Origin of the sequence: Streptomyces sp. AgN23, from assembly GCF_001598115.1 — a bacterium.
Lineage (GTDB): Bacteria > Actinomycetota > Actinomycetes > Streptomycetales > Streptomycetaceae > Streptomyces > Streptomyces antimycoticus.
In genome coordinates, this window is the sequence record NZ_CP007153.1 from 831,470 (window position 1) to 850,670 (window position 19,201).

General features: G+C 72.3%; 20 protein-coding genes and 2 pseudogenes. 12 read left to right on the plus strand and 10 right to left on the minus strand.

The window, feature by feature from the left end; all coding sequences use genetic code 11:
* Positions 1 to 157: 157 nt before the first annotated feature.
* Positions 158 to 877 carry a GAF domain-containing protein gene (locus AS97_RS03745; RefSeq protein WP_210564333.1) on the plus strand — a complete coding sequence of 240 codons (720 nt, stop codon included), beginning with the start codon at positions 158 to 160 and terminating at the stop codon, positions 875 to 877.
* A 16-nt stretch (positions 878 to 893) separates the two neighbouring features.
* Here the strand turns inward: AS97_RS03745 and AS97_RS03750 are convergent, their stop codons facing one another.
* Positions 894 to 1,634, minus strand: a complete 741-nt coding sequence (locus AS97_RS03750) for an SDR family oxidoreductase (RefSeq protein WP_093469448.1) — start codon at positions 1,632 to 1,634, stop codon at positions 894 to 896.
* Between the two features lie 215 nt (positions 1,635 to 1,849).
* Here AS97_RS03750 and AS97_RS03755 point away from each other — a divergent pair, with 215 nt between their 5' ends.
* On the plus strand, positions 1,850 to 2,011 hold the full coding sequence (locus AS97_RS03755) for a hypothetical protein (protein ID WP_161500400.1): 162 nt from the start codon (positions 1,850 to 1,852) through the stop codon (positions 2,009 to 2,011).
* Positions 2,012 to 2,114: 103 nt separating this feature from the next.
* On the opposite strand, the gene AS97_RS03760 is transcribed toward AS97_RS03755, so the two are convergent.
* From AS97_RS03760 to AS97_RS03770, 3 genes are all read right to left on the minus strand, one after another.
* The gene (locus AS97_RS03760; RefSeq protein ID WP_059142647.1) at positions 2,115 to 3,125 is read right to left on the minus strand and encodes an alpha/beta hydrolase fold domain-containing protein; all 1,011 of its coding nucleotides are present in this window, start codon (positions 3,123 to 3,125) and stop codon (positions 2,115 to 2,117) included.
* Positions 3,126 to 3,260: 135 nt separating this feature from the next.
* A complete protein-coding gene (locus AS97_RS03765; RefSeq protein WP_210564334.1) occupies positions 3,261 to 3,995 on the minus strand; it encodes a TIGR03943 family protein in 735 nt (244 codons plus the stop codon).
* Complete coding sequence (locus AS97_RS03770) at positions 3,992 to 5,005, minus strand: permease (RefSeq protein ID WP_125758417.1); 1,014 nt, start codon at positions 5,003 to 5,005, stop codon at positions 3,992 to 3,994. The genes AS97_RS03765 and AS97_RS03770 overlap by 4 nt, the downstream gene beginning before the upstream one ends.
* A gap of 290 nt (positions 5,006 to 5,295) precedes the next feature.
* Here AS97_RS03770 and AS97_RS46835 point away from each other — a divergent pair.
* Positions 5,296 to 5,650 (plus strand): annotated as a pseudogene (locus AS97_RS46835) (alpha/beta hydrolase fold domain-containing protein); the annotation flags it as partial.
* A 224-nt stretch (positions 5,651 to 5,874) separates the two neighbouring features.
* Here the strand turns inward: AS97_RS46835 and AS97_RS03780 are convergent.
* The gene (locus tag AS97_RS03780) at positions 5,875 to 7,029 is read right to left on the minus strand and encodes a Gfo/Idh/MocA family oxidoreductase (RefSeq protein ID WP_086708257.1); all 1,155 of its coding nucleotides are present in this window, start codon (positions 7,027 to 7,029) and stop codon (positions 5,875 to 5,877) included.
* A 112-nt stretch (positions 7,030 to 7,141) separates the two neighbouring features.
* On the opposite strand from AS97_RS03780, the gene AS97_RS03785 reads away from it, so the two are divergent.
* Positions 7,142 to 8,158: a LacI family DNA-binding transcriptional regulator gene (locus AS97_RS03785; RefSeq protein WP_210564335.1), complete on the plus strand. Its 1,017-nt coding sequence runs from the start codon at positions 7,142 to 7,144 to the stop codon at positions 8,156 to 8,158.
* Positions 8,159 to 8,626: 468 nt separating this feature from the next.
* Here AS97_RS03785 and AS97_RS03790 read toward each other — a convergent pair whose 3' ends face one another.
* Positions 8,627 to 8,869: a hypothetical protein gene (locus AS97_RS03790; protein WP_059142641.1), complete on the minus strand. Its 243-nt coding sequence runs from the start codon at positions 8,867 to 8,869 to the stop codon at positions 8,627 to 8,629.
* A 158-nt stretch (positions 8,870 to 9,027) separates the two neighbouring features.
* Here AS97_RS03790 and AS97_RS03795 point away from each other — a divergent pair, with 158 nt between their 5' ends.
* The 6 genes from AS97_RS03795 (at position 9,028) to AS97_RS03820 (ending at position 14,129) form a co-directional block, all read left to right on the plus strand.
* A complete protein-coding gene (locus AS97_RS03795) occupies positions 9,028 to 10,209 on the plus strand; it encodes a sensor histidine kinase (RefSeq protein ID WP_059142640.1) in 1,182 nt (393 codons plus the stop codon).
* A 15-nt stretch (positions 10,210 to 10,224) separates the two neighbouring features.
* Positions 10,225 to 10,884: a response regulator transcription factor gene (locus tag AS97_RS03800; RefSeq protein ID WP_086708263.1), complete on the plus strand. Its 660-nt coding sequence runs from the start codon at positions 10,225 to 10,227 to the stop codon at positions 10,882 to 10,884.
* A 193-nt stretch (positions 10,885 to 11,077) separates the two neighbouring features.
* Complete coding sequence (locus AS97_RS03805; RefSeq protein WP_059142681.1) at positions 11,078 to 11,722, plus strand: TetR/AcrR family transcriptional regulator; 645 nt, start codon at positions 11,078 to 11,080, stop codon at positions 11,720 to 11,722.
* Between the two features lie 85 nt (positions 11,723 to 11,807).
* Positions 11,808 to 13,037 carry a cytochrome P450 gene (locus tag AS97_RS03810; RefSeq protein ID WP_210564336.1) on the plus strand — a complete coding sequence of 410 codons (1,230 nt, stop codon included), beginning with the start codon at positions 11,808 to 11,810 and terminating at the stop codon, positions 13,035 to 13,037.
* Positions 13,038 to 13,051: 14 nt separating this feature from the next.
* Positions 13,052 to 13,246 (plus strand): ferredoxin, encoded by a 195-nt coding sequence (locus AS97_RS03815; protein ID WP_086708265.1) that lies wholly within the window; start codon positions 13,052 to 13,054, stop codon positions 13,244 to 13,246.
* Positions 13,247 to 13,364: 118 nt separating this feature from the next.
* On the plus strand, positions 13,365 to 14,129 hold the full coding sequence (locus AS97_RS03820; protein WP_210564337.1) for an SDR family NAD(P)-dependent oxidoreductase: 765 nt from the start codon (positions 13,365 to 13,367) through the stop codon (positions 14,127 to 14,129).
* A gap of 24 nt (positions 14,130 to 14,153) precedes the next feature.
* Here AS97_RS03820 and AS97_RS03825 read toward each other — a convergent pair whose 3' ends face one another.
* Positions 14,154 to 14,759: a GPP34 family phosphoprotein gene (locus AS97_RS03825; RefSeq protein WP_059142680.1), complete on the minus strand. Its 606-nt coding sequence runs from the start codon at positions 14,757 to 14,759 to the stop codon at positions 14,154 to 14,156.
* Between the two features lie 399 nt (positions 14,760 to 15,158).
* Between AS97_RS03825 and AS97_RS48440 the strand changes: the two genes are divergently transcribed.
* Positions 15,159 to 15,284 (plus strand): hypothetical protein, encoded by a 126-nt coding sequence (locus AS97_RS48440; RefSeq protein WP_260613207.1) that lies wholly within the window; start codon positions 15,159 to 15,161, stop codon positions 15,282 to 15,284.
* Here AS97_RS48440 and AS97_RS03830 read toward each other — a convergent pair.
* Together AS97_RS03830 and AS97_RS03835 are read right to left on the minus strand one after the other, a co-directional pair.
* Positions 15,281 to 16,747 carry a glycoside hydrolase family 76 protein gene (locus tag AS97_RS03830; protein WP_210564338.1) on the minus strand — a complete coding sequence of 489 codons (1,467 nt, stop codon included), beginning with the start codon at positions 16,745 to 16,747 and terminating at the stop codon, positions 15,281 to 15,283. The genes AS97_RS48440 and AS97_RS03830 overlap by 4 nt on opposite strands.
* 18 nt (positions 16,748 to 16,765) lie before the next feature.
* Positions 16,766 to 17,974, minus strand: a complete 1,209-nt coding sequence (locus AS97_RS03835) for a glycoside hydrolase family 64 protein (RefSeq protein WP_059142634.1) — start codon at positions 17,972 to 17,974, stop codon at positions 16,766 to 16,768.
* 238 nt (positions 17,975 to 18,212) lie between these two features.
* On the opposite strand from AS97_RS03835, the gene AS97_RS03840 reads away from it, so the two are divergent.
* Positions 18,213 to 18,386 (plus strand): hypothetical protein, encoded by a 174-nt coding sequence (locus tag AS97_RS03840; protein ID WP_156107384.1) that lies wholly within the window; start codon positions 18,213 to 18,215, stop codon positions 18,384 to 18,386.
* Positions 18,387 to 18,597: 211 nt separating this feature from the next.
* Here AS97_RS03840 and AS97_RS46840 read toward each other — a convergent pair.
* A pseudogene (locus AS97_RS46840) lies at positions 18,598 to 19,135 on the minus strand (triphosphoribosyl-dephospho-CoA synthase); the annotation flags it as partial.
* Positions 19,136 to 19,201 lie beyond the last annotated feature (66 nt).

Consider the following 19,201-nt stretch of genomic DNA (forward strand, 5'->3'; position numbering starts at 1 on the left):
ACGCCCGCTCCCCTCCATCCGGCCGGACTTCATCATTCCCTATTTTTCCAGTAGGGAAAATAGGGAACTTGGCCATGAACGCCCAGCGAGTGAGGTCGGGCAGATACCGGTGCTACGTTTGTCCGAAAATGCTCTATTCCATGAGGTGAGGTCCGGGATGGAGGAGCGGCGCGGAACAGACGCGGTGGGGCGCTCCCGCTCATGGGGCGATGAACGCCTTTCCCTGCTTTCGACGGTGGGCGCCGCGCTCAACGAGCGTGAGGCGCTGCAGCACGCCCTGGACCAGGCGGTCTCCGAGCTGGGCGGCCTCGCGGGGCTGCTGCACCGGTCCTGTGGCCCGACCGGCAGCCGTACGCTGCGCCTGGTGCTGGCCAGCGGGCTGCCGCTGCCCGCCCTCGAGGGCTGGGAGGAGATCCGCCAGGACGAGGCCCCGCTCGCCCCCGCCCGGGCCGTGCGGGACGGCCGCTTCGTCTGGCTGCCCGCGGCCGCCCACGAGACCCTCGGGCCCGGGGATACCGGCCGCGCCTCCTCCGGGGCCCTGCCGGCGGGGACCACGGTGGCGTCCGTTCCGCTGACCGGGCCGGACCGGCCGGTGGGCGCGCTGTCCGTCCTCACCGGCCCACGGGAGCCGACCCCGGAACAGGCCGCCTTCCTCGAAGCGGTGGGACGCTGGGCCGAGCGCCGGCTCTCCCGCTCGGCGGGCGGGATCGGCGACTGCGACGAACGGCGGCCGATCCCCCGTTCTCCACCGTGGATCTCCAGGTGCCCGACGGCACTCTGCTGGTGCTGTTCACCGACGGTCTGGTGGACCCGCTACACCGCCGAGGGCAAGTGCATCTGGACGGAACAGCCCATCGCGTACAGCGGCGCGATCTAGAAATTCGCGGCCCGCGTCATCCGATGGCGAGTTCGCCGCCCCGGGCCTCGAGGATGGCGCCGGTGATGTAGCTCGCCCGCGAGGAGACCAGGAACAGAACGGCTTCGGCGATCTCCTCGGGCGCCGCGGGCCGGTCCAGGACCGTGGCCCGCGCCACGGTCCGGAGGGCCTCCTCCCCCATCTCGGAGGTGCCCGGCGTACGGACCGGGCCCGAACGGACGGCGTTGACCCGGACTCCCCGGCCGCCGAACTCATCGGCCCACACCCGGGTCAGCAGCTCCAGCGCGGCCTTCGAGGCGCCGTACGCCCCGGCGTTGCGGGCGGGGGCGCCGGCGGCGATGGTGCTGAGGTTGACGATGACCCCGTGGCCGCGGGCGGCCATACCCGGTGCGAGCCGCCCGACCAGCAGAAGCGGTGCGCGGGCGTTGATGGCCATATGGACGTCGAACATCTCGGGCGAGGTCCCGGCGGTGTCCGCGAACCGGTAGACGCCGGCGTTGTTGACCAGGACGTCCACCTCCCCCGCCTCGTCGGCCAGCCGCCGCACATCGTCGGCCTCGGCGAGATCCGCCGCCACGAACCTGGCCGTGGCCCCCGCCGCGGACACCTCCTCGACCACCTCCGCACCCCGCCGCGCGTCCCGGCCGTGGACGACCACCTCGGCCCCCAGCGCCGCCAGCCGCAGCGCCACGGCACGGCCGATCCCCGCCGTGGCGCCCGTGACCAGGGCCGTGGCTCCGGACAGCTCACCACTCATGCGGACACTCCTCTCCGTGTGCCGGACACCGATCCACACCGCACGCACCGGATGATTACCTCACCCACCCGCCTCGGGCCGGACGGCTCGCCGCCCCTGAGGCTGAACGGGCGCGGCGGCTCGGTGACGGGACGCCATATCCGCCGGTCCGCCCGAAGCCGGACGACGACGGCCCGGCCCAGCCGCTGACACGATCTTCCGCGTGGCGCTCGTCTTTGCTGTACCGCGGAGAGACGGGAAACTTCGTCAACCAGCCATGTCACCCTGGTGACGGGGGCGAACCCCGCACCGAGCATGTGCTCCAGCCGGACCAGGGGCTGGACCTGGACTTCCTGGTCGGCTCCAGCGGACACGAGGCGCCCCGCGAGTCCCACTGACCCTCTCGCGCGGCCACCGCCGACGGCGGTCGGATGTGTCCCGCGGAGGTCTTCGCGCGTCGGCCGTACGCGGGCCGTGCGTACGGCCCGCGCACGGGCCCCGTCAGTGGGCCAGGAGCCTGCGCAGCCACCGTCGCCGCGCCTCCCGTGCGTCCCGCGAGACCGCGGCCTGCGGTGCCATGTCACTGAAGCCGTGGAAAGCACCGGACCAGACGTGCAGTTCGGCCGTTCCCCCGGATCGCCAGATGCGACGGGCGTAGTCCACGTCCTCGTCGCGGAAGGTCTCCGCCGAGCCGACGTCGATGAACGCGGGCGGCAGTCCGGACAGATCCGTGGCACGGGCGGGCGCGGCGTACGGCGAGACGTCGTCGCCCCCGCGTGCGTCGCCGAGCAGCGCGGTCCATCCGGCCTCGTTGGCGGCGCGGTCCCACACCCCGGTCCCGGTCATCTGCAGGGCGGACGGTGTGTCGTTGCGGTCGTCGAGCATGGGACACATCAGCAACTGCCCGAACAGGGCCGGGCCGCCGCGGTCCCGGGCCTGCAGCGCGACGGCCGCGCCGAGGCCGCCACCTGCGCTGCCGCCCACGACCACGATGCGCGCCGGGTCGATGCCCAGCTCTTCGGCGTGTTCGGCGGTCCAGCGCAGCCCGGCGTAGCAGTCCTCGACCGGCCCCGGATGCCGGGTCCCCGGCGCGAGCCGGTATTCGACGGACACCACGGCGAGCCGCAGTTCCTGGGCGAGGTCGAGCAACTCCGGCACACCCAGGCGGTTGTGCCCGACCGTCATGCCACCGCCGTGGATGTGATAGAGCGCCGGTACAGGAGTGGCCGCGTCCGCCAACCGGCAGATCAGCAGCGAGACCTTGGGCGCGTCCGCCGGGCCGGGGACGGACCGCTCCTCGACCAGGAAGGCCCCGTCGCGCTCCAGATCCTCGTTCGTCAGCGTCTCCATGCCGGGTACACCCTGACCGTCCCCCGCCTCCGGATCCGCTCCGGATCCGCCGGGCCGCAGTATCTCGCTGATGGCCGCGAGGGGTGCGATGAGTTCCGGGTCGAACGGCGGCGGCGGCCCGAGCGGCGCCGTGGCCGCCGGGTCGGGGGAGGCATTCGCCATGGCTGGCTCCCAGGATCGTGGTGACGGACATCCCCCGTCGACGACCGCCCACTGCCCGAAGAGCGGCCGCCGCGCGGACGATCTTACCGGCCGGGTGGCGGGACGACGGCCGGTTCGTACCGAGGCACCGAGCGGTCAGCCGTTCCAGCTCTCGTCGTACGGATCGCGCGGAGCCGGGACCGGCCGGGAACTGCTGACTTCGAGGTACGGGATGGCGCCACCGCCCACGGGGTCCGTGGTCCGCTTGCGGGTGTAGGTGCCGATGACCTGGAGCCAGGTGTCGGGTTGCAGCACCGGGGGGATCCGTCCGGTCAGCCCGATCTTGACGGGCTGGGCGTCGGCGGCGCAGCAGTTGAGCGCCATGCGGACGAGGTAGGGGGCGCCGTGGCCGTCGAGGGCGACGAAACCGGTGACCTCGATCCTGCGGTGCTCCAGGGAGCGCCCGTGGTCGTACACCGCGCGGCCGGCGTAATCGGCCACATTGAGTGGCAGCGGGTCACCGGCGGGGAGCGCGGGGAAGCCCCAGGGGCGTTGCAGCGCCGTGCCGGTGTGCATGGCGGTGTACGAGCCCAGCGCGGGCGGCGCCACCAGGATGAGGGCGAACAGCGGGAGGACGAGGAGCCAGGAGACCCGTGGTTCCCGGTGGGCGTGGCCGCCGTCGCCCTCCTCCGCGTACGGGTCGGCATGGGCCCTGCGCGGCCGCTCGTACCAGATGGTGGCGACGGCGGCCGCGATCAGGACGACACCGGCCGCGAGGAGCAACGGGCGCAGCCCCGCCTTCACATAGCGCAGATACAGGCCGGTGAAACCGGCCCGCAGCACCGCCCCGCCGATGAGGAACAGCACGATCGCCTGTGCCTTCCGGTTCACAGCAGCACCGCCCCGACCAGGACCGACATCAGTACGGCGAGGACGAAGGTGGCGGGCGCGAACCGCAGCGCGAACCCGCGGCCGAAGGTGCCGGTCTGCATGGCGAACAGCTTCAGGTCGATCATCGGCCCGACGACCAGGAACGCCAGCCGGGCGGTGAGCGAGAACTGCGACAGGGACGCGGCCACGAAGGCGTCGGCCTCGGAGCAGATCGACAGCAGCACCGCGAGGACGGCCAGGGCGAGGATCGCCACGACCGGGTCATCGGCCGCGCCGCGCAGCCAGTTCGCCGGTACCACGGCCTTGAGGGTGGCCGCGGCCATCGCGCCGACGACGAGGAAGCCGCCGGCGTGCATCACATCGTGGCGTACGGACGCCCAGAACGCGGCGCCCCTGCCGTGGCCGTGGAAGGAGGGGCGGGCCGGTGGGCGCAGCCAGTCGGCCCGCCCCAGCCGCTGCCACAGCCAGCCCATCGCACACGCCACGAGCAGACTCGCCACGAACCGGGCGAGCACCATCTCGGGGTCGCGGGGGAACGCGACGGCGGTGGCGGTCAGCACGATCGGGTTGATCGCCGGGGCGGACAGCAGAAACGCCAGCGCCGCCGCGGGGGTGACGCCCCGGCGCACCAGCGCCCCGGCCACCGGCACCGAGGCGCATTCACAGCCGGGCAGCACCGCCCCGGCCACCCCCGCCACCGGCACCGCGAGGGCGGGCCGCCGCGGCAGCGCGCGGGCGAAGAACGACGGCGGGACGAACACCGCGATGAGCGCCGACAGCACCACCCCGAGCACGAGAAAGGGCAGGGCCTGGAGGACCACCGCGACGAACACGGTCATCCAGCTCTGCGTCACCGGAGCCGACAGCGCCCGGCGGATCGGCCCCTGCGCCGCAACCACCAGGACCAGCAGCATGATCAGGCCGAGGGACGAATCGAACCGCCCGCCCCGCGGATCGCCCGCGGCGCGGCGGCCGGCCCCCGTCGGGGCCGCTTTGGTCGTGGTGCTCACGGGTGAGGTACCTCCGGCGTCGAGGGTGCGTGCGCGGTTGCCCGCCCCCTCCAGTACGCCGGTTCAGCCCCGCGTGCTCACCTCGGCCTGCGCCGCGTTCACCACGGCTCCATACAGGCGGCGAGTGCCGACCAGGACTGGGGAGCGGCGCCCAGACCGGCTCCCGTCTCCGGGTTCCAGTACTCCGCCTCGCCGAAGCCGGCTCGTGCGTCGCGCACCCGTCCACGCGGTACGACGCACACTGCGCGGCTCACGAAGTCCACGAACCGGACACCGGCCCACGGAGAACGATGCGTTACCCCCTCGACCCAGAACTGACGGCGGCCCTGGCGATCCCGCCGACCGTCGGCCTCGGCGACCCGGCGGCGGCGCGAGCCGAGGAGGCCAGGCGGCCGGCCGCGTCGATCGAGGCCACCCATGCCCGTAGCATCCGCCTCTGCCGTGAACTCGGCGCCGTCGTGTCGTCGCGGTGGCCTACCGGCTCGCGCCTGAGCATCCCTACCCCGCACCGTGGCAGGACTTCTACGCGGGGCTGGCGTGGCTCGCCCCCACGCGGCGGACCTGGGCATCGACGCGACGAGGATCGCCGTGCACGGCCAGTCCGCGGGCGGCGGTCTCGCGGCGGCGGTCGCACTGCTCCCACGGGTCGGTGGGCGTCCCGGCCACCGAGGTGTCCCGGCGCGAACTGGCCGAGGAGACAGTGGTCCTCCGCCGCGCCCAGCGGCCGCGCCGAGGAACGTGACGCGGGGCTTCTCCGCGGTGAAGCGGGCGGGCGCCGGCAGAGTTGACGTGGTCGTCCCTCCAGTACACCGGTTCGGCCCCAGTGCTCACCGTGTCCACCATGTGCCGGGTGTCCTCCGCCCCTTCGCTCAGCCGGGGCTCACCCAGGTGCCCCGCTCGGCGGAGCGGGCCATGGCGTCCAGCACGGTGGCGCTGTGCACGGCGTCGTCCAAAGTGGCGCCGTAGGCGGTGCCCTCGGCGATGGAGCGCACGAACTGGTACGCCTCGATCACCTTCAGATCGTCATAGCCCATGCTGTTGGCCGCGCCGGGCTGGAAGGCGGCGTACTCGCCGTGCCCGGGGCCGATGTACACGGTGGAGACGGGCTGGTCCTGATAGGCCGTGCCGTGGCTGACGCCGAGTTCGCCCATGCGCCGGAAGTCCCAGAAGACCGCGCCCTTGGTGCCGTGGATCTCGAAGCCGTAGGTGTTCTGCTCGCCGACCGAGACCCGGCACGCCTCCAGCACCCCGCGGGCGCCGGAGGCGAAGCGCAGCAGACAGGAGACGTAGTCCTCGTTCTCCACCGGGCCCAGCTCGCCGCCGGTGGCCCGGGCGTGGCCGGCGGTGGCGCCGGTGGGGCGGGCCCGCTCGGGCACGAACACGGCGGTGTCGGCGGTCAGGGTGTCGATCTCGCCGAGCAGGAAACGGGCCAGGTCCACCCCGTGCGAGGCGAGGTCGCCCAGCACTCCGCTGCCGCCACGCGCACGTTCGTACCGCCAGGTCAGGGCAGCCTCGGGGTGGGCTGCGTAGTCGCTGAAGAGGCGGACGCGGGCATGGGTGACGGTGCCGATCTCCCCGGCGCCGATCATGGCGCGTGCGGTCTGGACGGCGGGCGCGTTGCGGTAGTTGAAACCGACCGCGCCCTGGACCCCGGCCTCGGCCACGGCGGCGGCGACCGCGCGGGCGTCGTCAGCGGTGAGCCCGACCGGCTTCTCGATCCAGATGTGCTTGCCCGCCCGGGCCATGGCGATGCCGATCTCGCGGTGCAGAAAGTTCGGCGCGGCGATGCTCACGGCCTGGATCCGGGGGTCGGCGGCGACCTCCTGCCAGTCCCGGACTGCGGTGGCGAAGCCATACCGCCCGGCGGCCTCCTCGGCCCGTCCGGGCACCTCGTCGGCGACGGCGACCAGTTCGGGCCGTACGGACAGCTGCGGGAAGTGGTGCGGTAGCCGGACGTACGCCTGGGTGTGCACCCGTCCCATCCAGCCGAATCCCACGACGGCGACCCCGAGCGTGCTCACCATGACTGCCCTTCTTTGGACCGTTCCATAAATCTCCCGGCCCACACTGGGAGCCCTATGCACAGCGTGTCAACCCCTTTGACAACCGCGTCCGCCCTATGGAACGGTCCAGAACATGAGACCACCGACGATCCGCGATGTCGCCGAACGGGCCGGAGTGTCGAAGTCGCTGGTCTCCCTGGTGCTGCGCGGCTCCGAGCAGGTGCGCCCCGAGAAGCGGCAGGCCGTCCTGGCCGCCGTCGAGCAGCTCGGGTACCGGCCCAACGCCGCCGCGCGCAGCCTCAGCGAGCGGCGCACCCGGACCGTCGGGGTGCTCCTCAACGACCTGCGCAACCCCTGGTTCGTGGAGCTGCTCGACGGCCTCAACTCCCAGCTGTACGCGAGCGGTCTGCGGACACTGCTGGCCGACGGCCGGCTCAACCGGCGGCTCGGCGAGGACCTCACCCACACCTTCACCGAGCTGCGGGTCGACGGCCTGATCGCGGTCGGCACGCTCCCGGACCCGGCGGCGGTGCGCACGGCGGCCGCGCGGGTGCCCACGGTGGTCGCGGGCACCCGCGAGCCCGTGCTGCCCGACGTGGACATCGTCGCGGGCGACGACGAACTGGGCGCCCGCCTCGCCACCGAGCACCTCATCGGCCTCGGCCACCGGCGCATCGCCCATATCGCCGGACAGGGAGTGGTGGGCGAGCTGCGCCGCCGTGGCTTCGAGACGGTCATGAGCGAGCACGGTCTGTCCGGGTCGGCGGCCGTGGAGCAGGGCGATCTGACCGAGGAGGGCGGCTACCGGGCCACGGTCCGGCTGCTGAGCACGCCGCACCGGCCCACCGCCGTCTTCGCGTTCAACGACATGGCGGGGGTCGGCGCCCTGTCGGCCGCCGAGGAGCTCGGCCTGCGGGTGCCGGACGACCTCTCCCTCGTCGGCTACGACAACACCTACCTCGCGCGGCTGCGCCATCTGTGGCTCACCACCGTGGACAACGCGAACCACGACATCGGCCGTCGCGCCGCGCGCCGCCTGCTCGACCGGATCGCCGACCCCGCCCGTCCCGGCGAGGTCGCCCTCACCGCTCCGGCCCTCGAGGTCCGCGGTACGACCGCGCCGCCGCGATCGGCTGAAAGCAGGGCCTGATGGTCCAGGCTGCCGAAGCGATCGGCGATGTCCCCTTCGATGAACCAGGACGTCCCGGTCCAGGTGTGCCCGGCGCCACCTCGCTCGCCACGCCGCTGCGCGCCACCGCGCACGGGGACCGCTGGACGGAGTACACCGGGACGCTCACCGCGCTCGCCACCACGTCGGCGACCAGGTCGTGCCGAGCGAGGCGTCCGCCACCCCGTCCCTCCCCTCCGGCCCGATCACCGGCTCCCTCGGCCTGCCCACCTGGGCCACCAGCGCCGCGTACGACGACGTCCGGGTCACCTCGGCGGACGGGGGCCACGCTGCTGAGCGACGACTTCTCGGGCGGCGACGGCAAGCGGTTCCACACTCGACGGTGTGGACACCACCTTCAGTCACACCTTCCCGGCCCACTCCGTCACGTTCATGCGGATCGCGACGCGGAAGTAACGACGCGTCAACCGCGGCCGGTGACCGGGGTGGTCATCGGCCGCGGCTCCGATCGCCGAGCGCACCGCCCGCCGCGCCCACCGCCAGGCCGAGGACGACCATCACCACATAGCTGTAGACCTCATAGCCGCCGGGGACGACGAAGCGGACGAAACCCATGAAGTGGAGCCAGCCCCACCATTCGTGCAGCAGACCACTTCCGCCGCCGACGACGAGGGTGAAGGAGAGCAGATGCGACACGGCGGCGAGCGGGGAGGTGTCCTTGGTGGATGTCATGGCCCGAACCTAGGCGGGCCGACCCGGGCGGCGGATCGGACACAAGGCGGCGAGGCGATGACCGAAGAACACCGGCCGCCACCGGTGAGTCGTACTTAAGTATCCGCTCGCGGCAGCCGCCCCCGCTCCCCCGCCGGGTCCGCGTAGATTGCCGGGACATGCGCCGCATTCACCGCACCCGCCGGGACTGGGCAGCCGATCTGGGGCTGATGCTCTTCGCCGCCTGTTTCGCCGCCGCCAGCTCGGATTCCATACCGATCGAGGCCGGCCTCGATCCGCTGTGGCGGACCGTCGACCAGGTGATCGGCGGGCTGGGGTGTGCGACGGTCCTGCTGCGACGGCGGTGGCCGGTGGCGCTGGCGGTGGCGCTGCTACTGGCGGGGGGCGAGGCGTCGCACTATCTGACCGGTCCGGCGATGGTGGCGGTGTTCACGGTGGCCGCGACCCGGCCGTGGCGGGCCACGGCATGGGTGGCGGCGGTGGCCTTCGTACCGCTTCCCGCCTTCCTGTGGCAGCTGCCGGAGGTGTCCGGGGACCGGAAGAGCTCGGCGCTGACGTACTTCGCGCTGATCGCCGGGGCCATCGGCTGGGGGTTGTTCCGGCGGTCCCGGCAGCAGCTGATCGCCTCACTGCGGGAGCGCGCCGAACTGGCCGAGGCGGACGCGGAGTCGCGGGCCGAGCGGGCCCGCCGGGAGGCGCGGGAGGAGATCGCGCGGGAGATGCATGATGTGCTGGGGCACCGGCTGACGCTGCTGAGCGTGCACGCGGGGGCGCTGGAGTTCCATACGAGCGCGCCCCGGGAGGAGATCGGAAAGGCCGCCGGGGTGATCCGGGAGAGCGCCCGTCTGGCGCTGCGCGATCTGCGCGAGGTGATCGGGGTGCTGCGCGCGGGACCGGCGGAGGACGAGCGGCCCCAGCCCGAACTGGCGGATTTGGCCCGGTTGGTGGCGGAGGCACGGGCGGCGGGCGGCCGGATCGAGCTGACCGGGCCGCCCGACGGACCGGCCCCGCCGCCCATGGTGGGGCGGACGGCGTACCGCATCGTCCAGGAGGCGCTGACCAACGCGCGCAAACACGCGCCCGGCGCCCCGGTCACCGTACGGGTGGCCGGGGGCCCGGCCGAGCGGCTGACCGTGGAGGTCCGCAACGCGCCGGCACCCGGAGCGGCCGCGGACACCGGCGGTGGCGAAGGCGGCGGGCAGGGGCTGATCGGGCTGGCCGAACGGGCCCGGCTGGCCGGTGGCGAGCTGAGCGCGGGTCCGGCCCACGACGGTTTCCGGGTCCGCGCCTGGCTACCCTGGCCCGCGGTGGACCCGGTGTCCGCCGCGGGCCAGGGGTGAGGGAGGACGGCGCGAGTGATCCATGTCCTGCTGGTGGACGACGACGCGATCGTACGGGCCGGGCTGCGCCTGATGCTGGGCGGTGCCCCGGACATCGAGGTCGTCGCGGAGGCCGCCGACGGGGCGGAGGTGCCGGCCCTGGTCGCCGCGCAGCGGCCCGATGTGGTGCTGATGGACATCCGGATGCCGGGTGTGGACGGGCTGACCGCCACCACCGAGCTCCGGGCCCGGCCCGGCGCCCCGGAGGTGCTGGTGCTGACCACTTTCCACACCGACGCGCATGTGCTGCGGGCGCTGCGCGGCGGGGCGGCCGGGTTCCTCCTCAAGGACACCCCGCCACAGGACATCGTCACGGCCATCCGGACGGTGGCCGCCGGGGATCCGGTGCTCTCCCCCGCCGTCACCCGCCGCCTCATCGAGCAGGTGGCGGGCGGCGGGCAGGAGGACCGGGCCACCGCCGCCCGGGCCCGGCTGGCGCTGCTGGGCGAGCGGGAGCGGGAGGTGGCCCGGGCGGTCGGGGGCGGCCGCTCCAACGCGGAGATCGCCCGGGAGCTGCATCTGGCGTTGCCGACGGTGAAGGCCCATGTGTCGCGCATCCTGACCCGGCTGGACCTCAACAACCGCGTCCAGATCGCCCTGTTGGTCCACGACGCCGGCGAGTCGTACGGCGGCTGAACGACGTTCCTCACGCCGTGGGGTCTCAGCGGTGGTGCGCGTGGTTCCGATGGCATCCTGACTTAAATCAGTCGCTTGACTTAAGGCTACCCATGGGGTTGCCTGATCATGTCGATGACCACCCCGAACCGAGGGAGAGCGTCGTGGATCGAGGAAACGGCGAGCGACCGCTCATGCCGGGGAGGAGGTGATCGTGGCCACCAGGACCGTACGGCACGAACGGGCCGACGCCACGCGAGAGGCGATCCTCGCCGCCGCGGAGCGGCTGTTCGCCGAGCGCGGGGTGTACGCGGTCTCCAACCGCCAGGTGAGCGAGGCCGCCGGACAGGGCAACAACGCGGCGGTCGGTTACCACTTCGGCACCAAGGCCGACCTGGTACGGGCGATCGCCGGGCAACACGCCGAGCAGGTCGAGCGGTTGCGCCGGCGGCTGCTGGGGGAGATCGGCGACTCCACCGACGTACGGGACTGGGTGGCCTGTCTGGTGCGCCCGGTCCTCGAGCATCTGGCGGACATGGGCAGTCCCACCTGGTACGCGCGGTTCTGCGCCCAGGTGATGACCGATCCCGCGCTCCACGAGATCATGACCGAGGAGTCGCTGGCCTCCCCGGCGCTGCGGCGCACCATCGAAGGGTTCAACCGGTGCCTCCCCGAGTTGCCGATCGAGGTGCACCGCGAGCGCGGCGCCATGGCGCGCAATCTGATCCTGCACATGTGCGCGGAGCGGGAGCGCGCGCTCGCCGAGAACACCGCCACGCCCCGGTCCAGCTGGCATGACGCCGCCACCGGCCTGATCGACGGCATCGTCGGGCTGTGGCTGGCGCCCGTCACCCGCTGAGCGCGGCTCGCACACCAGCGGTCCGTGAGGGCCGTCGGGGGACAACGGGGGTTTCACCACACGCCTCAAACGAATTGAGGGATCGATGACCAGCACAGTGAACCCGGTGGACGAGCGCGCCGCGCGGCCCCCGGAGTTTCCGATGGCCAGGGCGGCGGGCTGCCCGTTCGACCCGCCCCCGGAGCTGCGGGACATGCGGCAGGAGGGCCCGCTGGCGAAGGTCCGCCTGTGGGACGGCAGCACTCCGTGGCTGGTGACCGGGTACGCCGATCAGCGGATGCTGCTGGGCGACCCGAGGGTCAGCGCCGACATCAACCGGCCCGGCTATCCCCGGCAGGCCCCGATGCCGCCCGGAGGCACCGGGGTCAGCTTCATCCTGAAGGACGACCCCGAGCACGCCCGGCTGCGGCGGATGGTGACGGCGCCGTTCGCCATCAGGCGGGTGGAGGCGATGCGGCCCGGTGTGCAGAAGATCGTGGACGATCTGATCGACGAGCTGCTGGCCGGTCCGAACCCGGTCGACCTGGTGGAGGCGTTCGCCCTGCCCGTGCCCTCGCTGGTGATCTGCCAGCTGCTCGGAGTGCCCTACGCCGACCACGGCTTCTTCCAGGAGAACAGCAAGGTCATCATCAACCGGAACGTCACCCCCGAGCAGCGCTCGGCCGCCCATGGGAACCTGATCGGCTATCTGGACGATCTGATGGGCGAGAAGATCGCCCGTCCCGTCGACGATCTGCTGTCCGGGCTGGCCGGGCGGGTCACCGCGGGCGAGCTGGCCCGCGACGAGGCGGCGCAGATGGGTGTGCTGCTGCTGATCGCGGGACACGAGACCACCGCGAACATGATCGCGCTCGGCACCCTCGCGCTCTTCGAGCACCCCGATCAGCTCGCCCTGCTGCGCGAGACCGACGACCCCAAGCTGATCGCCTCGGCGGTGGAGGAGCTGCTGCGCTATCTGCACATCACCCACGGCGGGCGGCGCCGGGTGGCGGTGGCGGACATCGAGATCGGCGGGGAGGTGATCCGCGCCGGCGAGGGGCTGATCCTGGCCAATGAAATCGCCAACCGGGACCCGGATGTGTTCGCCGAGCCCGACCGGCTGGACCTGCGGCGCGATGCCCGCCGCCATGTGGCCTTCGGCTTCGGGGTGCACCAGTGCCTGGGCCAGCCGCTGGCCCGGATGGAGCTCCAGGTCGTCTACAACACCCTCTACCGCCGCATCCCCACGCTGCGGCCGGCCACCGAGCTGGAGCGGATCCCGTTCAAGCACGACGGATCCGTCTACGGCGTCTACGAACTGCCCGTGACCTGGTGACAAAGGAGAAGCTCATGAAGGTGACCGTCGACCAGGACAAGTGCGTCGCTTCCGGCCAGTGTGTGGTCGCCGCGATGGAGGTCTTCGACCAGCGCGACGAGGACGGCATCGTGGTGCTGCTCACCCCCGAGCCCCCGGCCGAGCAGGCCGAGGACGTCCGGCACGCCGCGGCGGTGTGCCCTGCCCTGGCCATCGAGATCCAGGACTGACGGCCGCACCCGGACACCCGTGATGTCGCGGCGGAGGCGGGCCCACCCGCCTCCGCCGCCCCATGCGGAAGAACACCCACGGTCAGCGCGGCACGGATCGCCGCGTGGAAAGGAACACGTGAGCAGCACCGGACTCGAGGGTCATGGCGTCATCGTCACCGGGGCGGGATCGGGAATCGGCCGGGCCACCGCCCTGGCGCTCGCCCGGGAGGGGGCGCGGGTGCTGGTCGCGGACCTCGACCGGGACGGCGTTGAAAGTGTCGTCGCGGCCATAGGGACACAAGGGGGCACGGCCCGGGCCGTGGTCGGCGACCTGGTCCACCAGCGGGTGGTGGACGAGGTCGTCGCCACGGCCGTGGAGGAGTTCGGCGGCCTGGACGTGCTGGTCAACAACGCCGGCATCATGGACCGCTTCTCGGCGGTCGCGGACACCGACGACGCCGAATGGGATCGTGTACTGCGGGTCAATCTGACGGCCCCGTTCATGCTCACCCGGGCCGCGCTGCCGCACATGCTGGCGGCGGGCCGGGGCTCGATCGTCTTCACCGCCTCGGAGGCGTCGCTGCGCGGCAGTACGGCCGGTGCCGCCTACACCGCCGCCAAGCACGGTGTGGCGGGCCTGGTGAAGTCCCTCGCCGTGATGTACCGGGACCAGGGGATCCGGGCCAACGCGATCGCCCCCGGCGGCACCGCCACCGCCATCCGGGTCGACGCCCGGCCGGGAGCGCATGGTCCGGCCGTCATCGGAGCCCATACCGCGACCGTCGGCAGGATCGCCACGGCCGAGGAGCAGGCCGCCGCCATCCTCTTCCTCGCCTCCGAGGCCGCGAGCAACGTCAACGGTGTCATCCTGCCCGTCGACAACGGCTGGTCGGCCGTCTGACGCGGTGGCCAACCGGTCACGCGGTCATTCGCCACGCCAGACGTTGTCGAAGGCCGCTTCCTCGATGGCCCGCCGCTGCCGTTCGGCTTCCAGCTCCATCACGGCGTCGTTGACGGCGGCGAGCACGGTCACGGCCGCGTCGCCGACCGCGCCCGCGGCGTCTCCCGCAGGCTGCTCGCGGACCCCGATGGCCGCCGCGAGGGACGCGAGGACGGGCTCGTCGGAGGCCCAGCGGTCCATCGCGTGGCGGCGGGCGGCCGAGTCCACCGGCACCGCCTCACCGGAGCGGAGCGGCAGCCAGCCGTGGCGTCGCCGGGTGATCTGTCCCGCGGCCGCCAGTGCGTCCAGATAGGCCGGGGACAGACCGCGGCCTCTGCGCCACAGCCAATCGCCCACCGGCTCGTACGGCGGTCGGCCGACGAACGAGGACGCGGCCTCGTCCAGCAGGCGATCTCCGGTCGGTGGGCACAGGCCCGGCACGATGCGGTCGTCCTCGATCCCGAGCGCTTCGGCGTCGAGGAGGTCGATCAGCTCGGCTCCCGCGAGCGCGAGCGACAGATCACCCCGCTCCAGGGGGCGCATGGGCGCCACGTCCAGGGTGACGATCAACAGGTCCCGCGGTGTGGTCATGAAACGCTCCGCTCGCCGTCCCTCAGCCACGATACGTCGCGAGCGCGGGGCTGTCCGCCGCAGGACACCGGGGCCGTCGTCCCGTACGGTGGCGCGCAGCTCGCCGTCGCCGACCTTCCAGCCCACGTGGACGCGGCGCACCGGATGTGGCGCGCCGTCCTGGCCCGGTCCCTGCTCGTCGAGCATCGCGTGCACCACAGCCCGCCCACCGCGCGGGCCGTATTGGCCACATCGGCGGGGAGCAGCCGGTCCGCGCCCTCCTCCGTACCGGGCGGGTTCGTCGCCCCGGCTGTTCCTTCGGCCGGGTGGAACTGGCCGAAGGAACGGCGGGAAGGGGCATGTCCCGGCCGAGGACGGCGTTGTCGGTACAAACCCGCCCTCTTGACGGGGCCGACGGGAGTGAGCGCTATGAAGGCGATCGTCTACGAGGAGTACGGCGGCCCCGAGGTGCTGCGGCTGAAGGAGACGGAGGAGCCCCATCCGGGTCCCGGGCAGGTGCGGCTGATGGGCGCTGCCCGGGTCTAGGAGGCCGCGTTCATCAGGTCGAGTGCGCTGTGCTGCCGCGCCGCGTCGGTTTTGTCCAGCGGTCCTGACCAGCGCAGTCCGTACTGGTCCAGGGCGTTGCGGTCGGCGGCGTAGGCGCGGTCCGCCTGTCGCTTGAGATACGCCGTGAAGGGGTGGTCGGGCAGGGCCGCGTCCAGCTTGGCCAGCCCCCGCACATGGGCGCCCTTGAAGGACGGGCCATCGGCACCGCAGTCGCCGGTCTCGCAGGGGTCCTTGAGGATGCCGTCGGCCGTGTTGAGCTGGGACGACGTGGTGGCGGCGGTGCCGATGCGGCGGGCCGAGTCCAGCACGGCACCGTCGCCGGTGGCCTTGTACAGCTCGGTGAGGCCGCCGAGCAGAACGCCCTGGTTGTAGGACCAGACCGGTTGGCCGTTGTTCTTGCAGCTGCCCAGGTCGATGCCGTCGTTGACCAGGTTCGAGCCGTTCACCATGCCGGTGCCCTGGAACCAGGACCACTCCGCCTTCGCCCGCTGGAGATAGGCGGTGTCGCCGGGGATCCGGTTGTGCAGGGCGGCGTTCAGCTGGAGGTAGAGGGAGTTGGCGATGGCGTTCTTGTAGGTCTTCGCGGTGCTCCACCACACACCGCCGCCACAGGTGGAGTCCCAGTAGGAGGCCATGTAGTCGGCGTCGGCGCGGGCGGTGGCGAGATAGCGGGAGTCCCCGGTGAGGTCGTAGGCCGCCACCCAGGCCAGGCCCCACCAGCCGGTGTCGTCGATGTAGTCGTTGCGGAACTGCCCGCCCTGCGCACCGAGGTTGAGGTCGTAGGTGCGGGCGATGGTGTATTCATAGCTGTGCATGCCCGTGACGCGGATGTTGTCGATGACGGCCGTCAGGGCGTTGGCCGAGTTCCACCAGCCGGTGGTGGAGAACAGCCCGGTCCCGTAGGAGTAGAACGCCATCTGCGCGGTGGCGGCGGCCGTGCGGCGGTCCCACGCGTTCCAGGTCGTACGGGCCCAGGGCGTACAGGCGATGTCGGGGCGGTCACCGGCCTTGCCGCAGGCCCGCAGCGCGCCGACGCCATGGGCGCCCCAGTCGTCCACGTTGTACATGAGGGTGCGCCGGCCCCGCTGTCCGGACGGGATGGCGGTGTTGCCGAGGCGACTGCCCGAGGACCAGCTCCGGCCGCCGTCGAACGAGCGGTCCAGCCACACCTCGTCACCGGGGCTGCCGTTGTCGATGGAGGCCCAGCCCATCGCGTCGGCGTCGTCGAAGTGCAGGGCGATGGAGCGGGAGAAGAGGGTGGTGGTGACGGGGTTGCGGCTCTGCGGGGCGAGCGCCGGGTCACGGGCGTCGCAGTATGTGTTGCAGATGGTGGCGGACGGCGCCGCCTCGGCCGTGGCCGGGAGGAATTGCGGGGCCAGCAGGGCGAGTGCTCCGGTGGCGAGGGCGGCCAGGCGGGTGCGCAGCGGTCTGGTGCGTCTCATGCCGTGCCTCCTGCCGGTCTAGTTGAAGGGGTCCAGGGTGATGTACGCCTGCTGCGGATTGCCGTCATGGACAAGCGACTCGTGCTGGCCGACGTCGTCGAAGGCGAAGGCGTACGCCTTGCCGTCGGCCATCTGGGCGTGGATCGCCCGGGCGTAGTGGTTGGTCACGGCGTCGGTGTAGAACCCGGCGTCACTGGTGTCGGGCTGGTTGGAGTTGGTGAGCAGGGTCGTGCGGTTGTAGCCGGCGCACAGGGTCCGCGAAATCGGGCCGCGCACCTGGTCGTTGGGTGCGTCCAGGCGCTTGTAGCAACCGAAGACGGAGTCGGAGTCCGGCTTCTGGAAGCTGGTGACCACGGCTCCGGCGCCGTTGGTGAAGTTCATGACGTCGCCGGAGACCCGCCCGAAGTACTTGGTGTTCGGCCGGTCGGCGAAGGGCGTGACCGTCAGGGTGGAGCTGGTGTACTTCTGCCACACCCGGTTGATGTAGTTGTCCATCGCGTTCGCGGGCAGCCCGCCCGCCTCGATGCCGTGCCCGGGCGCGAGGGCCCGCAGGAGGGTGCCGTCCGGGCGGGTCTGGATGAGGCCCGCCCAGCCGCCGGGCTGGGCGCGCAGTGCGTTGAAGACGCCGTTGTAGCCACCGGGCTTGAGGTGGCCGGCGCTCTTCACGCCGCCGTCGGCGCCCTGCACGCCCACCGCGTACGGCGCGGAGAACATGTCGACCTGGGTGCTGTTGATGTACAGGCCGGAGTCGTCGAGGGTGAACTCGCTCCAGTTGAACAGGATGTTCCTGTTGGGATCGGAGGGGTTCTGCACGGCGGGCTGCACCAGGCCGCCGGTGGTGAGCCGGAAGTCCAGCTTCCGGCCGTAGGAGAAGTAGACCCGGCCGGAGAGCTTCGGGATGCGGATCGTCAGCGCCTGGCCGTTGGCCGGACCGGCGATCGACGCGTCGGGGGCCGGGGTCGGCGGGTTGCCACCGGCCGGCCAGGGGTGGAAGGTCCCGGAGGCGTCGGCCCAGCCCTGCCTGCCGGTCGAGAGCAGGGTGCCGATCGTATAGACGTAGATCTGGTCGCCGCGCCCGGAGTTGTTGGTGAACTTCAGCGGGATCGTGCTGGGCACGGCCGTCCGGGCGGACGCCTCGGGGGCCAGCGCGGTCATGCCCAGGGCGAGCAGCAGGGCTGATGCCCAGCAGGGCAGGGTCCGGAATCGGGTGGAGACGCGTCTGGACATACATCACCTCTCGCGCGGCGGGACGGCCGCGTCGGCGGGGGGAATGGGGGGCTCATGGTGCTGAGGGGTGCGGGGCCATCATGGCAGTGAACATGACACTGGTCTAGACATACTCATGTACATACCGACATCACGATCGACATCAGCGCATAGGAGGTCGCCGACCCGGCCGCACTGCACCAACCGGAACATACAGGCGTAAAATCGGCATCGTCCGCACTAGGAGCGGAGGCATCACATGACCGAGCCGGCCCCCTCCCACACCGAACGCGAACGGGAAACCGGCCATCCGGACGTGCCGTGGACGACCCCCTCACAGGCCGAGGGCGAGCGCGATGACGAGCCGGACACCGGCCACCCCGATGTACAGAGGACGACTCCTTCACAGGCCGAAGGGGAACGGTGGGATTAGTCACCGCCCCTCTCGGCGCCCGGGCCCGCCGCCGGTCATGTCCCACCGGTCGGCGGGCCCAGCCGTGCGGGCAGGCGGGGCGGTCATGGGCTGCGGCCATCCTGACCGGGGAGGCGAGATGGCACGCGCGACACAGACCGCCGGGGCGAGCGGCACCGACCGACCGGCACCACGCCACCACGGCAACCGCCGGTGCCGGGAGACCCATCGCGAGACCGTCCAGGAACAGGCCCCCCGCGAGCAGCGCTGCGCTTCCGCGCGGCGCGATGCCCAGCTCACGCAGGTCCGCGTCCAGCTCGGCCAGGGCGGCGGCTCCCTCGGGCGTTGCGGCGCCACCCGCCTCGAGCACGGTGTGCGCCCCCTCCTTGACCCGTCGGAGGCCCGGCGGGCTCGCCCGGTAGAGGGCGAGTTCATGGCCGTCCGGGTCGCTGGTGACATAGAGCGGGCCGATACCGGGCTCGTCCTCGACCCAGCGCCGGGGAGGCCGGCGGCCTCGGCCTCCTTCACTCGGCGGTGGAGGGCTTCCGCACCGGCCGCGCGCGGGGCGGTGCGGCGGATGCCCGAGGCCGGGTGGGCGGTGAGGGTCAGGCTGTGGTGTTCGCAGTCGTCCCAGGTCCGCAGGTGGACCGAGTCGCCGGAGCGGCCGTTCTCGGTCAGGCCGAGGATGGTGGTGAAGAACCAGGGACTGCGGTCGGGGTGAGCAGTTCGACATGCCCGAGGTGGGCGATGTCCCCGAGCAGCGGGGTCATCGGCAACTCCTTTGGAGGGGCGGACGGTTGGGGAATGGAGGCGTGGCGGGGAAGGCATGGTGGGGC